At 62.3% G+C, this 15357-nt stretch carries 15 protein-coding genes; 11 read left to right on the top strand and 4 right to left on the bottom strand.

What is annotated here, in order from left to right:
• The first annotated feature begins 140 nt into the window (after positions 1-140).
• The 5 genes from FQ755_RS34465 (at position 141) to FQ755_RS34445 (ending at position 6652) form a co-directional block, all read left to right on the top strand.
• Positions 141-1529, top strand: a complete 1389-nt coding sequence (locus FQ755_RS34465) for an MFS transporter (RefSeq protein WP_144162080.1) — start codon at positions 141-143, stop codon at positions 1527-1529.
• A gap of 116 nt (positions 1530-1645) precedes the next feature.
• Entirely contained in the window at positions 1646-2527 is an 882-nt protein-coding gene (locus FQ755_RS34460) for an alpha/beta fold hydrolase (protein WP_313957490.1), read from the top strand.
• Positions 2528-2689: 162 nt separating this feature from the next.
• Complete coding sequence (locus FQ755_RS34455; RefSeq protein ID WP_144162077.1) at positions 2690-3577, top strand: LysR family transcriptional regulator; 888 nt, start codon at positions 2690-2692, stop codon at positions 3575-3577.
• A gap of 246 nt (positions 3578-3823) precedes the next feature.
• Positions 3824-5323, top strand: a complete 1500-nt coding sequence (locus FQ755_RS34450; protein ID WP_144162074.1) for an aldehyde dehydrogenase family protein — start codon at positions 3824-3826, stop codon at positions 5321-5323.
• 156 nt (positions 5324-5479) lie between these two features.
• On the top strand, positions 5480-6652 hold the full coding sequence (locus FQ755_RS34445) for an NAD(P)/FAD-dependent oxidoreductase (RefSeq protein ID WP_144162071.1): 1173 nt from the start codon (positions 5480-5482) through the stop codon (positions 6650-6652).
• Positions 6653-6658: 6 nt separating this feature from the next.
• Here FQ755_RS34445 and FQ755_RS34440 read toward each other — a convergent pair whose 3' ends face one another.
• The 3 genes from FQ755_RS34440 to FQ755_RS34430 form a co-directional block, all read right to left on the bottom strand.
• A complete protein-coding gene (locus FQ755_RS34440) occupies positions 6659-7177 on the bottom strand; it encodes a metal-dependent hydrolase (protein ID WP_144162068.1) in 519 nt (172 codons plus the stop codon).
• Positions 7178-7299: 122 nt separating this feature from the next.
• Positions 7300-7641, bottom strand: a complete 342-nt coding sequence (locus tag FQ755_RS34435) for a sugar ABC transporter ATPase (protein ID WP_144162065.1) — start codon at positions 7639-7641, stop codon at positions 7300-7302.
• A 275-nt stretch (positions 7642-7916) separates the two neighbouring features.
• A complete protein-coding gene (locus tag FQ755_RS34430) occupies positions 7917-9074 on the bottom strand; it encodes a porin (protein ID WP_144162062.1) in 1158 nt (385 codons plus the stop codon).
• Positions 9075-9696: 622 nt separating this feature from the next.
• Here FQ755_RS34430 and FQ755_RS34425 point away from each other — a divergent pair.
• Complete coding sequence (locus FQ755_RS34425; protein WP_144162059.1) at positions 9697-10233, top strand: hypothetical protein; 537 nt, start codon at positions 9697-9699, stop codon at positions 10231-10233.
• Positions 10234-10351: 118 nt separating this feature from the next.
• Here the strand turns inward: FQ755_RS34425 and FQ755_RS34420 are convergent, their stop codons facing one another.
• Positions 10352-10786 carry a hypothetical protein gene (locus tag FQ755_RS34420; RefSeq protein WP_144162056.1) on the bottom strand — a complete coding sequence of 145 codons (435 nt, stop codon included), beginning with the start codon at positions 10784-10786 and terminating at the stop codon, positions 10352-10354.
• Between the two features lie 239 nt (positions 10787-11025).
• Here FQ755_RS34420 and FQ755_RS34415 point away from each other — a divergent pair, with 239 nt between their 5' ends.
• From FQ755_RS34415 to FQ755_RS34395, 5 genes are all read left to right on the top strand, one after another.
• Entirely contained in the window at positions 11026-11709 is a 684-nt protein-coding gene (locus FQ755_RS34415; protein WP_144162226.1) for a CDP-alcohol phosphatidyltransferase family protein, read from the top strand.
• The gene (locus FQ755_RS34410; protein ID WP_144162053.1) at positions 11706-12539 is read left to right on the top strand and encodes a 2OG-Fe(II) oxygenase family protein; all 834 of its coding nucleotides are present in this window, start codon (positions 11706-11708) and stop codon (positions 12537-12539) included. Before FQ755_RS34415 ends, FQ755_RS34410 begins: the two co-directional genes overlap by 4 nt.
• Positions 12536-13540 (top strand): flippase-like domain-containing protein, encoded by a 1005-nt coding sequence (locus FQ755_RS34405; RefSeq protein WP_144162050.1) that lies wholly within the window; start codon positions 12536-12538, stop codon positions 13538-13540. Before FQ755_RS34410 ends, FQ755_RS34405 begins: the two co-directional genes overlap by 4 nt.
• Positions 13541-13566: 26 nt before the next feature.
• Positions 13567-14331: an NTP transferase domain-containing protein gene (locus tag FQ755_RS34400; RefSeq protein WP_144162047.1), complete on the top strand. Its 765-nt coding sequence runs from the start codon at positions 13567-13569 to the stop codon at positions 14329-14331.
• A gap of 404 nt (positions 14332-14735) precedes the next feature.
• On the top strand, positions 14736-15149 hold the full coding sequence (locus tag FQ755_RS34395; protein ID WP_144162045.1) for a DUF3597 domain-containing protein: 414 nt from the start codon (positions 14736-14738) through the stop codon (positions 15147-15149).
• The last annotated feature ends 208 nt before the right edge of the window (positions 15150-15357 follow it).

Genomic DNA, 15357 nt, shown 5'->3' with positions numbered 1-15357 from the left:
AATCTTAGCCTGTTCAGGCGAGGGCCACCCGAAGCCGCGCCGCCCAGGAACTTGCGCCAGAGCCGCCGTGCCATCCAAGACGGCCAGCAAGTCCCGTTGATCGCGGCCCCGTCCGCGTTTGCACGATCAGGAGACACAGCTTGGCAACCGTCAATTCCGGCGCGCGGCTCGACCGCCTGCCTATCAGTCGTTTTCACTGGCAAATTCTTGGCCTGATCGGCGCAGGTGCGTTCCTCGACGCCTTCGACATCTACCTGGCCAACGGCTCGCTCGCGGCAATGGTCAAAGCCGGCTTTACCGACCTGCGGCTCGGCTCGTTTTTCATTTCCGCCACCTTCATGGGCATGATGATCGGCGCGGGCTTATCAGGCTATCTGGGCGACCGCTTCGGGCGGCGCTATTCGTATCAGGCAAACCTGGCGATCTTCGGGCTCGCCTCGCTGGCTGCGTGCTTTGCACCGAATATTTACTGGCTCATCCTGTTGCGCTTCCTGATGGGCATTGGGCTCGGCGCCGAACTGGTGGTGGCGGCCGGCACCTTGTGCGAGTTCGTGCCGCCTGCCACGCGCGGCCGCTGGACCTCGTTGCTGGCGCTCATCATCAACTCGGGCTTGCTCGGCGCCACCGCCGTCGGTTACTGGGTGATTCCGCATCTGGGCTGGCGCTACATGTTTGCCATTGCCGGTGTCGGCGCGCTGATCGTCTGGTTTTTACGGCATCGGATGCCAGAATCGCCGCGCTGGCTCGAAACGGTTGGCCGTCTGGACGAAGCAGAGGCAACGGTCGCGGCCATCGAGCGGCAGGTCGAGGCGCGCGTCGGCAAGCTGCCACCGGTGGCGCGCGTGGTCAGCCACGAAGTGCCGGCCGCGCCGCTTTCGGCGCTTTTCGCGCGCGGGATGATCGGCCGTACTCTGGTGGCCGCGCTTACCTGCATGGCGATCAATATGTCGCTGTACGGTTTCGTCGCGTGGCTGCCCACCTTCTTCGTCAAGGAAGGGCTGACCATCGTGCAATCGCTGGGTTTCGTGCTGTTGATGTCGTTCGGTGCGCCGATGGGGGCGGTGGTCGGCTACCTGGTGACGGATCGCATCGGGCGCCGCAACGGCATCGTGCTGTTCTCGCTGCTGACCATCGTGCTCGGCTTCATCTACGTACAGATGCGCGCACCCGTGGCAATTTCCATCATGGGCTTTGCGCTGGTTACGACCATCTATACGGTGTGCACACTGGGCCTGTTCGGTTATATCCCGGAGTTGTTCCCGACCGCGCACCGGCTGCGTGGCACCGGTATTGCCGGCACTTGCGGCCGCGCTGCGTCAATGACGACGCCTTACGTGGCGCTTGTCTTGTACACGCACTTCGGCGTGACGGGTGTGGTGGCAATGGTGGGTGGTGTACTCCTGCTGCTTAGCGTGGCGATTCTTGCGCTACGTATCGAAACCAGTCAGCAGACGCTTGAAGAGATTTCGCCAGACATCAGCGCGTCCGAGGCGAACCCGGGCGAAGTGCTGGGGAGCGGAGCAGTGTAACTGCCGGGATAAAGCAGGGCTATAGGCCATTCGGCCGACTTTCCGCCTCGCCGCCGCAGAGATATGCTGGGGTTTCCAGACACGCACGGTGTGTCGTGAGGGAGGGAAATCTGGCTATGTCTCATCAACCATGCGCTTTGACGAATGGCGCAATGAACGGACCGACAAGCGGGTCAAAATGCGGACCCGCAAGTGGACCAACAAGCGGACCAACAAGCGGACCAACAAGCGGACCTACAAGCGGACCTACAAGCGGACCTACAAGCGGACCTACAAGCGGCGGAAAACCCAGCACCTATGTTCTGGTCCACGGTGCCTGGCATGGTGGCTGGTGCTGGGGCGCGGTCGCGCAGATCCTGCGTGCGCAAGGCCATCGGGTTTTTACGCCGACGCTTAGCGGGCTCGGTGACCGTGCCCATTTGCTCTCGCCACAGATCGGCCTTGATGTGTTCATCGAAGACGTCGTCGACGTACTCGAAGCGCAAAATCTGTCCGAAGTGATTCTCGTTGGGCATAGCTTTGGCGGCTTGACGCTGGCGGGCGCGGCCGACCGTGTGCCGCAGCGCATCCGTCAACTGGTGTTTCTCGACGCCGTCGTGCTGTCTGATGGAGAGACGGTATTCTCGCGGCTTGCGCCGGAGATCGTTGCCGCGCGCACGAAACAGGCGCTGGAAACCAGCGGCGGCCTCACCATTCCTGTGCCGCCTGCCAATGCCTTCGGCGTGTTCGAGGCCGAACAGGTCGCTCTCCTTGAGCGTCACTGCACGCCCCATCCTTTGAAGGCCTTCAACGACCCCATCGCACTAAAGGGACCGCCCGGCGGCGCATTGCCGAAGGTGTATATCCAATGCGTCGATCCTGTCTACGCGCCGCTGCAAAGCAGCCGCGACTTCGTCAAATCGCAGCAGGGTTGGGCGTGGGATGAAATCGCGACGGGACACGATGCCATGGTGAGCGCGCCGGGTGCTTTGGCGGAGAAGTTGCTGGCGTTTGTTTGAACAAGCGGCAGAACGACTGAATACCTCTGGCCATTTTCGATGGGCGTGCCTTCGGCAGTCTGACAGAGCAGACCGAACGGCGAATTCGGCTATTCCGAACGCTTGCTTCATGCCCGGTTAAGATTGCCGTTTGCCAGCGCTCACTTCTTCGGTTTCCATCCAATGCATTTTGATTTTGTAGACCTGCGGCTGATCGTCAACATCGCCGACACGAAGAACCTTGCGCGCGCCGCGGAGCGCTCTCATCTCTCTGCGCCCGCCGCGAGCAACCGGATCAAGAATCTCGAGGAGCAACTGGGCTTCAAATTGCTGTATCGAACCAGCCAGGGGGTGACGCCCACGCCGGCCGGCGAGGCGTTCGTCCATCACGCACGCCTCGTGCTCGAACGTGTCGAGCATCTGGCGGGCGACATGCAGGAGTACGGCGAGGGTATTAAGGGCCACGTGCGCATCTGGGCCAACACCACGGCGATCAGCGAATTCCTGCCGACCGTGCTGAGCCACTTCCTGCGCGACCATCCCGACGTCAATATCGATCTGCGCGAAGTGTTGAGCGGCGAGATCGTCAAGGGCGTGGCGGATAGCGCGACCGACATCGGCATCGTCGCGGGCAACGTGCATGCCGAGCATCTGGAGATGCTGCCTTATCGCGACGACCGGCTGATTCTCGTCACGTCGAAGGATCATGCGCTGGCGCACGAGGTTTCGGTCGACTTCGCGCAGACGCTTGAGGATAACTTCGTCGGCTTGCCAACCTCGAGCGCGATTCATGCGTTCGTCACGAGCGCCGCCGACACCCTCGGCGTGCGGCTCAAACTGCGCATCCAGGTCGGCAACTTCGAGGCCGCGTGCCGGATGATCGAGGCGGGAGTGGGCATCGGCATCGTACCGGAGTCGGTTGCGCTGCGTCACGCAAAGACCATGCAGATCGCCCTCGTGCGTCTGAACGACGGCTGGGCCGAGCGTAAGCTGAAGATCTGCGTGCGCAGCGTCAAGGATCTGCCGCCCTTCGCCCGCGCGCTGGTCGATCGGTTAATGGTAGACGGCTGAGGGAAAAATTTTCCAATAAGAAACATGCATGCTGGCGATCGGGGCGTGGTCCGCGGCGGCTGGCGGCGGCCGAGATTGCAGTTTCTCCATGCGCTTCGAGCCGCCAAATGCGGCTTGAAATAGAAGGCAAAACGCCCCGTTCGCCGCGGCCGTACAGCCGCGATTGCGCTTGCTCCCATAAAACCCCACGTGTATAGTTTCCGAACTTACTCTTGTTTCGCATTGGAAATAAAAGGGATTTTGCATATGAACGCTTCGACCATCCTTGCCGATCTCGGCATCGCTCAGGCGGCGCAAGCCGGCGACATTGCGGTTCATTCGCCCATCTCCGGTGAACTCATCGGCCGTGTGGCCAGCAACACCGCGGCTGAGGTCGACACGGCGCTCGCCAATGCGAAACAGGCGTTCGGCGCATGGCGTAACGTGCCGGCGCCGCGTCGTGGCGAACTGGTGCGTCTGCTTGGTAATCGGCTGCGTGAGAAGAAGCAGGCGCTTGGCAGCATCATCACGCTCGAAACGGGCAAGATCCTCCAGGAAGGGTTGGGCGAAGTGCAGGAAATGATCGACATTTGCGACTTCGCGGTCGGCCTGTCGCGTCAGTTGTACGGCCTGACGATTGCCTCCGAGCGTCCCGGTCACCGCATGGCCGAATCGTGGCATCCCATGGGCACCTGCGTGGTGATCTCGGCGTTCAACTTTCCGGCGGCTGTCTGGTCATGGAATGCCGCGCTCGCGCTGGTGTGCGGTAACGCCGTGATCTGGAAGCCATCCGAAAAAACCCCGCTCACCGCCCTGGCCGTCAATCAGATCTTAAGCGACGCGCTGAAGGAATTTGGTGACGCGCCCGCTGGCCTGACGGCGCTGATCAACGGTGGCCGCGAGGTGGGCGCGAAACTCGTCGCCGATCCGCGTGCGTCGATCGTCAGCGCAACCGGCAGCACCGAAATGGGTCGCACCGTTGGCGTCGAAGTGGCGAAGCGCTTTGGCCGCTCGCTGCTCGAACTCGGTGGCAACAATGCCGGCATCGTCGCGCAGAGCGCGGACCCCGAACTCGCGTTGCGCGGCATCCTGTTCTCGGCGGTGGGCACGGCGGGTCAGCGGTGCACGTCGCTGCGCCGCCTGTTTGTGCATGAGAGCGTGTATGACCAGACCGTCGAGCGCCTGAAGCAGCTCTACAGCAAGGTGCCGATCGGCAACCCGCTCGAAAAGGGTACGCTGATGGGGCCGCTGATCGACAAGCAATCGTTCGCCCGCATGCAGGAAGCGCTGCAACAGGCGGTTGCGGAAGGCGGCAAGGTGTTCGGCGGCGAGCGCGTCGAAGTGCAGGGTTATGAAGGCGGTCACTATGTGCGTCCGGCGCTGGTGGAAATGCCGTCGCAAACAGCCGTGGTGTTGAAGGAAACCTTCGCGCCGATCCTCTACGTGCTGCGTTATCAGGATTTCGCCGAGGCGATCGAGGCGAACAACGCCGCGCTGCATGGCTTGTCGTCGTGCGTGTTCACCACGGATCTGCGGGAAGCGGAACGGTTCCTGTCGGCGGCGGGCAGCGACTGCGGCATCGCCAACGTCAATATTGGGCCGAGCGGCGCGGAAATCGGCGGCGCATTCGGCGGCGAGAAGGAAACGGGCGGCGGCCGCGAGTCGGGTTCGGATGCGTGGAAGGCCTACATGCGCCGCGCGACCAACACGGTCAACTATTCGTCGGCATTGCCGTTGGCGCAGGGTATCGACTTCAATATCGGCTAAGTATCTGCGGGACGTGGCCCGCTCAACTGCCCCGGGGTCAGTCGAGCGCGCTCGTCACGTTCAGCGAGCCGCCACAGCGTCATTCAGTAGCTGTCAACCCGTGTTCGACTGGCCGTCTGTTGATGCGGCTAGCGCCTGCCTTAGGTGGAGCAAGTCGTGAATTCGAAAGTCGTCATCGTCGGCGGTGGTGTGATCGGCAGTTCGATTGCGTACTTTTTGCGGGCGGCAGATCCCACGATCAATGTCACCGTGATCGAGCGCGATCCGACCTACGCGCGTTCGTCGTCGGCATTGTCGGCGGCCTCGATCCGTCAGCAATTCTCGACGCCGCTGTCGATCCAGATGTCGCTGTTCGGCATCGAGTTTTTGCGTTCGATCGGCGAGCGGCTTGAGATCGACGGCGCCAAACCCTCCATCGATCTGCACGAAGGCGGCTATCTGTTTCTCGCCACTCCCGCCGGCGAGTCGACCCTGCGCGAAAATCATGCATTGCAGAAGAGCCTTGGCGCCGACATCAGTCTGCTCGACAAAGCCGCCTTGCAGGCGCGCTTCCCCTGGCTCAATACCGAGGACCTCGCGGCAGGCGCCTATGGCGAGAGCGGCGAGGGCTGGTTCGACGGCTATGGTCTCGTGCAGGCTTTGCGCAAGAAAGCGCAGGCGCTCGGCGCGCGCTACGCGGCCGCTGACGTGGTGGCGCTGCACCGCGACGGCAGGCGTGTCACGCAGGTGGTGACCGCAGGCGGCGAAACCATCGCCTGCGACGTGTTGGTGAACGCCGCCGGCGCGTGGTCGCGCAAGCTCGCGCAGATGATCGGTGTCGACATTCCGGTGTTTGCGCGCCGCCGCAGCATTTTCAACGTCAGTTCGCCCGCGCAACTCGAAGGCTGCCCGTTATTGATCGATCCAGGCGGCGTCTATTTTCGCCCGGAGGGCAAGTCGTTCATTTGCGGCACCTCGCCTGCCGCCAACAACGACCCGGACGACCTGCCGCTCGATGAAGTCGATCACGCGCTGTTCGACGAGGTGATCTGGCCGACGCTGGCGCATCGCGTGCCGCAATTCGAAGCGTTGCGGGTGCAGAACTGCTGGTCGGGGTATTACGAATACAACGTGCTGGATCAAAACGCGATCATCGGCTATCACCCGGATGTCGATAACTGCATTTTCGCCAATGGCTTTAGTGGGCATGGGCTGCAACAAGGACCGGCCACGGGTCGCGGCATCAGCGAATTGATCCTGCATGGCCGCTACACGACGCTGGATCTGTCCTCGCTGAACTTCCAGCGCGTGCTGGAGAACCGGCCCATTGTCGAGAAGAACGTGGTTTAGGCCTGTCTATCCCATTCGCAAGTGCTGCAACCAGGCAAAGCCATGCGCCTCATGCAGCCAGCCATGTCCGGCCACGAACCAGGCAGCGATCCACGAAGCGCCCACGACCAGCAAATCGCAGTGGCCGCTATTCCACCAGTTGAGCGAGTGACGTCCTGCGATCCACGGCACGCCCATCGGGTTGGGCCAGTCGGCGAGCAGATGCATTAACCCGCCACAGGCAAAACCGAACGCGAGCGCGGCGAGCGGCTGATGGTGTGCCAGTTCGCGATAAGAAAACAGCAGCAGTGCGATCCAGCCGATTCCCCAATGCGTGACGGTGCGATGCGTGATCCACAGACGCCGTCTGCGTGACCACCACGCTACTTCCATCCAGTCCGGCGCCGTGCCGCCCGCCACCGCCGCGATGAAGCTCAGCAATACCCACAGATGAAACGGACCGCCCGCACCGCTGCGCGCGACAATTGCCGCCGCGATGACGCCGGCCGCGAAGCCGGTGGCGTGATGTGCTTTGTTCGATGCCATCGATAGTGCGCGGCGCCGCGCGCGCCGACTGAATACAAAGGGCGGCTATGTTCGCAGATGCCCGCGCAAAAAGACAGCGCCTGAACCTGCAATACCTGCCGCCTCGTCACCCTCGCCTGTCGTTAAGTCGCGCAACGCGCAATGTCGAAGCGCATTTCCGGCTCCGGCGGGTCGTCCGGCGCGTTGGCCGGTCGCATGACCTTGATCACCGCGCCGGCGCTGACGGGCGTCAAGGTCACGAAGTAGGCCGTGTCCGAACCCGAGCCGACGGCCAGTTCAGTCGAACCGCCCACCGACGACGCCTGCACGCGTGACAGACGGCTTTCAAGGCATTCGGTGATGTAAGACGCCGTGCGCTGTGAGGTCACGTACACGAGCGGCTGCGAAGCATCGCGCGTAGGACCGGACGAGCCGCACGCGGCGAGCGCGAGAGCAGCGGGAGCGAGCAGAAGAAGTTTTTTCATGATCGGATCGTCGGTGTTCCCGGTCTTTTGCGGGAACAGGGGCACGGGCGGAACAGGGTGCTCCGCGACGAAACCGCCGTTCAGCCGCGACGAGTTCATGATGAAATCGCGGCGCAGACGACGGCCGGCCAAGTATACCTGCACGCATGCCGCATATTCGAGTCATGCGAAGACGATTTGCGCATAAAAATCGGCGCATAAAAAAACGCGCGCGTGACACTGTCACGCGCGCGTTGTCGACAGACCGGATCGTGCGATCCGGCCCCGCAGCTTCTTTAGAAGCGGTGACGCAGACCCACCGTCGCTGCCACCTGGTTGCCCGTCGACGACGGAGCCAGCGTGTTGATCATCGCGACGTTCGCGCTGCCATCGCCGAGTTCACCCGAAGCGTGCTGGTACACGCCTTCCACGTAAACGTCGGTGCGCTTGCTGAGCGAGTAGTCGGCTTGCAGCGAAACGGTATGCCACTTCGGATCGCCCGAAGTCGTGCCGCCCGTTGCCTTGCCGTCCGTGAACGTGTACGCGCCATTCAGGCTCAGAGCCGGCGTCAGAGCGTACTTGCCGTTGATTTCATAGTTGTCGAGGTGCAGATTCGTACCCGTCGGAACCGTGAAGCCCACGCCGCCCTGCGAACCGGCGATCAGGTTGTTGTCCTGCGTATGCGTCCACAGCAGGCCAACCGTAGCCGGACCGTAGGAGTAGTTCGCGCCCACGCCATACGTGCGCTGCAGGGCTGCCGTCAGGTTGGCGTTGTTGCCGTCGCCAGCCGAAACCGCGCCGCCCGTGTTCGCGTTGTTCAGCGAGTTGTTCAGTTGCAGGTAAGCAGCTGCAACGTTGAACGGACCGTTGGTGTACGAAGCGCCCGCACTGTATGCACGGTTGTTCGCGAAGCCGCCAGCGTCATTGCTGAAGCCATACAGGCCGCCGAAACGGAAGCCCGAGTAGTTCGCGCTCTGGTACTTGACCGCGTTCTTGATCGAGTACGAATTGTCGAGGTTGTCGTTGTCGAACGGGTGAGCGGCGAGGTTGTTGCCGTAGCCCGAACCGGCTTGCGACAGCGGGCCGAGATAGTCGACCACGGAGTCATACTGACGGCCCAGAGTCACCGTACCGTACTGGTCGCTCTGCAGGCCGACGAAAGCCTGGCGGTTGAACAGCGTGTTGCTTTCGGTGAACTTGCCGCTATTGATGTTGAAGCCGCTTTCCAACGTGAAGATGGCATGCAGACCGCCGCCGAGGTCTTCGCTGCCGCGCAGGCCGAAGTACGTATCCGACACCGAGCCGCTACCTTGCTGCCAGTTATTGTGGCCGCCCTGGTTGTTCGAATAGACGAGACCTGCGTCCAGCGTGCCGTACAGCGTGACGCTGCTTTGTGCGTGAGCATTGATGGCGAACGCGCCCATGACGCCCGCGATGATGAGGGTTTTTTTCATGCTTTATAAACTCCGAGACAGTCTGTAGAGAATCACCTTGCAGGACTTAATGCCGATGCCACTGGCCGCCTGAGGATTCGAGCGAAGTGTATTCCCCCTGATGAATTGATTGGCGTCATCCCGCGCAACAGTACTTTCCTGAATCAGGAATGCCGGAATTTATTTTCCTAAGTGCAAGTAAATAAAGCGATTTTATGGATGGCGGAAAATGCCTGAAGACGCTGTCAACCTTTTTCGTGTTGCACCTGCGCGACGCCCGTCCGGCGCGGCTGAGCGCCTTACGAATTACAAATGTAACAAGCGGTCTTATATTGTTCGGATTTGCGAAAGAGACTATTCCGAAGCGCGTTGTGATTACTTGAGGTTACTGGCTTTACAATTCGTCTGCCCCTTGACCAAGGGTGTCTTTTTTTCATCTGTTTATACGCGGCCTTCGGGCCGCGTTTTTTTATTCTGTATTAAGTTTGATTATAAGTTCCAACTGATTGCGAAAAATATTTTTCTAGGAACCGCAATAATCTCCGGTCCTGGCCGTTCGGCGTAGGCCGTACCCTGGCGCTGCCGGGGCGGGTAGAATCCAGCCCTTGTGCTGATGAAGCTGTCCCGACCTGAGCGACCTGTAATGACCGATACCCCCCTTCCTCCGCCCGATTCCGCTGCCGACCGTGCGACGGAAGACCTCCCCGAGGCGCCCGAAGTCCAGCACGACCCGCGTTTGTGGCGCGACGACGGCTGGACCGCGCGTGTCATCAAGAACGAGGACGACGACGGCTGGGCGGTGGAAATGATCAAGGACGGCGAGCCGGAGCCCGCCCTGGTCGGTCCGTGGACCATGGGCCGCGACAAGAAGAATCCGAAGCCTCTCGATACGGGCGCTTTCAACACACTGGTGAAGACCGCATCGGAAGTGCTGCGCCGTCACGAGCAGCAACTGCACGCGCAACTGCACAAACGCGTGGCGGTGGATTCGCCCTCGGGCGACGGCGAACTGCAGATCACGCTCGACATCGTGCCGAGCGAGGACGACCCCTACGCGCTATTGACGGCTTTCGACGCTTTCGGCGAGCAGCTTGCGCAGGTGAAGGTGGCGCCCAACTTCAAGTTAGCCAGGGCGAGCGCTGCCGCCTGGGTTGAAAACGGCTTTCGCCGGCCTAACTGAGACCAGGTATGGGCGTGGTGGCGGGCTCGCGCTATCCAGACTCAAACCCAAATCGCGCGCGGTCAGCGGCCAGCCTGGGTGAACCGCTGCCGTTCGGGGCGGCTCGCACCGGGCTGCGTCAGTTCCGCTTGCAGAAAATCGCGGTGATATGCGGCCCGACGTGATGCACGATCGCCGCGCTGCCGGCCTGGGTGACGGCGTCCTGCACGCTCGAATCGCTGCCGAACACCACGGCGCCGTAGGCCGAATTGGCGAGCGGTTCGCCGTCGCCGGTGCGGAACATCGGATCGTCCTTCTCGAAGCCGACCACGGCGAATACGTGGAAGCCGAAGGCGCTCAGATCTGCACCCTTGGCGGGGCGGAATGCGTTGATCGAATTGCTTTCGACGCGCATCGGCGTGGGCTCGATCAATTGCTGTTCGGCGAGATCCGCGATGAACTGGTGGCCGGACTCGTTGCAGGCAAGCGGAGCATCGAGCGCGGCCGCGTGGCAGGCGAGCGGCACAGCCGCCGCGCAGAGGGCGAGGAGAACGGACGAAAAAACGTGCTTCATAAGCTTCAGGTCACGCGAGCGCAGTGGCAAGTTCGCAACGGAGTTGGACAAAAAGATGGGCGCGGCAGATGCCCTCGACGCCAGTGTGCAGATCCTGTTACACGGCGTTACGCCGTAACTGGACACGCACTTTACCAACGTTCGAAGATTTTTGCTTCACACGGTTTCTGTCAAGGATTGACGGGGAAATTAGCTCGGAAAACAGCAAGGATTCCCGTAACCGTATATATTTCCGGGTTATGAATTCTCGACCATCATCTTTAAAAAACGTTCCGGTCCCGAAAACATGGGACGCAAGGCTCGCTCGCCGCCTTGTGACGCCGCTCGTGGACACGTTTGTGACACCCAATCAGCTCACTACACTGCGCCTCCTGATCGGCCTCGCAGGCGCGCTGTGTCTGGCTCGCGGCGGATTTGCCTGGTCCAATGCGGGGGCGCTGCTGATCGTCCTGTCGAACTTCGTCGACCATACCGATGGCGAGCTCGCGCGCATCAGCGGCAAGTCAAGCCGGATCGGTCATTTTTACGACCTGGCGTGCGATGCCATCGTAACGATCTCGCTGTTCGTGGGTATGGGACTCGGCATGGGCGCCGCGCATCTGGGCGACCGGGTCGTGCCGGGTGTGCTCCTCGGCGGCCTCGCTGGCGTCGCGGTCGCGGTGATCTTCTTCCTGCGCATGCGGATCGAGGACATGGAAGGCAAGGCGGGCACCAAACAGGCCTCCGTGGCAGGTTTCGAGACCGAGGACGTGCTCTATCTGCTGCCTATCGTCACCCTGGCCGGCATCGTCGCACCGTTTGTGGTGACCGCGTCGATCGGCGCGCCGCTCTTTGCCCTTTGGGTGATCGTGGACTTCCGCCGGGCGCAGCGCCGCACGGCGCTGCCGGCCGCCGAAACCAGTCCCATGCAGGTTAGTCCATGAGTACGCAGGCCGAAGATGATTTGATGGCTCAAGCCTCGTCCGACCCCTTATCCGCCGCGCCAGCGCCCGCAGAGGCGCCAGGTCCCGCCCCCGAGGCCGACCGTGCCGTGGCCGCCCGCACGCGTGAATTCGACGTGGCGCGCCTTGCCAAAGACTTTGCCGGGCAGGGCGCCTTCCTCTACATGGAGGATTTCCTCGCGCCCGAAGTCACCGCGCAACTCGTGCATAGCGCCCGCGCGCTGCTCGACGAGGTGAATCGCAACTATCTGCCGGGACACAAGCAGGGCGGCAGCGTGAGCCGTCATACGATCGACCGTCTCGCGCCGTTCATTGCCGAGCTGTATCGCTCGAAAGAGCTGATCGGCTGGCTGGAGCGGTTGAGCGGCGACAAACTGATGCTGTCCCCGCCCGACGACCCGCACGCTTACGCGCTGTACTACTACACGCGTCCCGGTGACCATATCGGCTGGCATTACGACACGTCGTACTACGACGGCCGCCGCTATACGCTGCTGCTTGGCGTGATCGATGACTCGTCGTGCCGTCTCGACTACGAGTTGCATACCCGCAACCCGGACGTCGCCGACGTACCCGGCTCCGTGCAGATCCCGCCCGGCGGGCTGGTGTTTTTCGACGGCGACAAGCTGCGTCACCGCGTCACGCCCGCCGGCGCCAACGAATTTCGCGTCTCGCTGACGTTCGAATACGTCACCGATCCGAACATGCGCCCGTGGCGCCGTTTCATCTCGAACATGAAAGACGCGATCGCATATTTCGGCTTTCGCCAGGTGTTCCGTCAGATGACCCAGGGCAAAGGGGCCCGCAAATGACTCGCGCGGCCATGATCCTGCTGTCGATCGGCGTTGCGCTGTTCGTCGCGCTGCTCGCCTGGCAGGGACTCGGCTCGGTCACCTCCACGCTGATGACCGCCGGCTGGGGCCTTGCGCTCGTGGCCGCATTCCATGTGGTGCCGCTGGTGCTGGATTCGGCGGCCATTGCGGTGCTGATCGACCGGCGCCGTGACAAGGTCGCCGCCCATGACGCCTTGCTGGCGCGCTGGGTGGGCGAATCGGTCAACAGCCTGTTGCCGGCCGGTCAGATCGGCGGTCCGGTGGTGATCGTGCGGCAGCTCTCGCAGCGCGGCATGCGCATGCGCGACGCGGCGGCCGCAATTACGGTCAGCACGACGATGCAGGCGCTCGCGCAGATCGTCTTTGCGGTGCTTGGCCTGCTGCTGTTCGGCGCTTACGCGGCGCAAGGCTCGCTGCACGACCTGCGCACCGCCACTTTTATTGCCACCGCTATACTCGCCGGCATGATCGTCCTGTTCTTCTTCGCCCAGCGGCGCGGTCTGTTCGGGCGGCTCCTGCGGGTGGTCTCGAAGGTATTCGGCAAGCGCGACTGGTCTGTCCTGACCATGCGTGCCGATGCCGTCGACGGCGCCGTGCAGGCGCTTTACCGCGAGCGCGGGCGGGTGTTGGCGAATTTTGCGCTGAGCCTCGCGGGCTGGATCGTCGGCACGGGGGAGGTGTGGCTCGCGCTGCGCTTTCTCGGCCATCCGGTCGGCTGGATCGACGCGTTGCTGCTCGAAAGCCTCGGTCAGGCGATTCGCGGCGCGGCGTTTGCGATTCCCGGCTCGCTCGGCGTGCAGGAGGGCGGCTATCTGCTGCTCGCGCCGCTCGTCGGCCTGCCTCCGGATGCCGCGCTGGCGCTTTCGCTCGCCAAACGCGCCCGCGAGCTTCTGCTCGGCCTGCCGGGCCTGTTGTACCTGCATTTCAGTGAAAGAAACTGGCAGCGTCGGCGCGCGACGCGTGTGCCGGCTGTCGATTAACCCTACTTTTTAGAAAGGGACCACGCATGCGTGCCATTATTCTCGCTGCGGGCCTTGGCCTGCGACTCCAGCTCCCGCCGGGGGAACAGTTTCCGAAGTGTCTGCTGCAATTCGACGGCGTGAGCCTGCTCGAACGGCATCTGCAGATGCTCGAAACTGCCGGCGTCACGGACGTCGTACTGGCGCTCGGTTTTCAGCCTGGGCTGGTCGAAGCCGAGCTGAAACGCATCAACTGGCCGCACCCGGTTGAGATTGTGATCAACCCGCGTTTCGACCTGGGCAGCGTGCTGACGGTGCACACCGTGGCCGATGCGCTGACGCGCGGCGGCGACATCCTGCTGATGGACGCCGACGTGCTGTACGACGAGCGCATCCTGAACGCGCTGGTGGCCGGCGAGACGGCTAACCGCCTGCTGATCGACCGCGATTTCGAGGCGGGCGACGAGCCCGTCAAGCTGTGCCTGAAAGACGGCGTGCCGGTCGAACTGCGCAAGCAGCTCGCCGTGAACCTCGAATACGACACGATCGGCGAATCGGTTGGCTTCTTCCGCTTCCGCGAGGAAACCGCGCAGCGCTTCGCGCAGATCGTGGCGGGCTACATCGATAGTGGCCGTTCGAACCTGCCGCACGAAGAAGCCGTGCGCGACCTGTTGCTGGAACGCAGCCAGGTGTTCGATACGGCAGACGTGACCGGCTCGCCGTGGATCGAAATCGACTTCCCGAACGATGTCGTGCGCGCCCGCGCCGAGATCCTGCCGCAGTTGCAGCCGCTGGTCACCGCACCGCGCTGATTCCCCGCTTTTGCTCCTGATGTGATGCGCATGTGCCGTTGTGACGGCACATGCGGCGGCTGCGACGCGCGCATGTCGCAGTCGCCGCAAATTGCCTGGTAAAACTAACTAAATATCAAGCCTTGCCCGAGCAAAGATTTTCTTGCGTGCATATCAGCATGCGTGTCGCCAAAGCCTCGACACGGCGGCGCGCAAATCGCACAACAATCGCACAACACTACGCAAAACGTTTAAAAACCAAGCCTTAAACGCCATCCTCAGTGCTTGCCGGACATTCATCGAAACCTTGACCTTTCTTGACCAATTGGCCGCGTGCGCCGGGTAAATTTCTCCTAGCATACTGAAAGCATGCACTGCGCAGCGGTGGTCTTGCCGCTCGCCATTTACCCCTTGGAGGTTTCGATATGAGTATTTTTGGCACGATTGTGAACAAGTTGTTCGGCAAAGCGAAACCGGACCAGGCGCCCCCCGCAGTGGAGCCCACGCCGGATCCCGCCGTCGCGCAAGCGGCAGCGCAAGCCGCCGCGCCCGCCGCTGCACCGGCGCCCGCGCCGCTGGCGGATGTGGACGTCGCCGCCATCCTCGACCAGTTCGTGAGCGAAAGCGGACAGACCCTGAACTGGCGCGTTTCGATTGTCGATACGATGAAGGCCCTTGGCATCGACAGCAGTCTCGACCATCGCAAGCAACTCGCCACGGAACTGAAATACAGCGGCGACATGAACGATTCCGCCAGCATGAACATCTGGTTGCACAAGCAGGTCATGGCCGCCCTGGCCGCGAATGGCGGAAAGTTGCCGGCGGACCTCGCCGGCTGAATGCGATGATCGACGCGACGCACCTGCCTGTTTTCCGTAAGCACCGCGCGTCGAGAGTCGAGCATCCACACGGCCTGTCTGCGTAAGTCCAGGCATACATTTGCGCAGACAGGCCACCTCTCGGGCAGCACTTGATGCTGCCGCTTTAAGCCAATCTGACAACATCTGTTGCCGCGTCGATGCCATAATCGAGGCTTTCTGCCGACGG

Origin of the sequence: Paraburkholderia sp. BCC1885, from assembly GCF_900996235.1 — a bacterium.
GTDB lineage: Bacteria > Pseudomonadota > Gammaproteobacteria > Burkholderiales > Burkholderiaceae > Paraburkholderia.
This window is presented reverse-complemented; position numbering and strand designations above follow the sequence as displayed.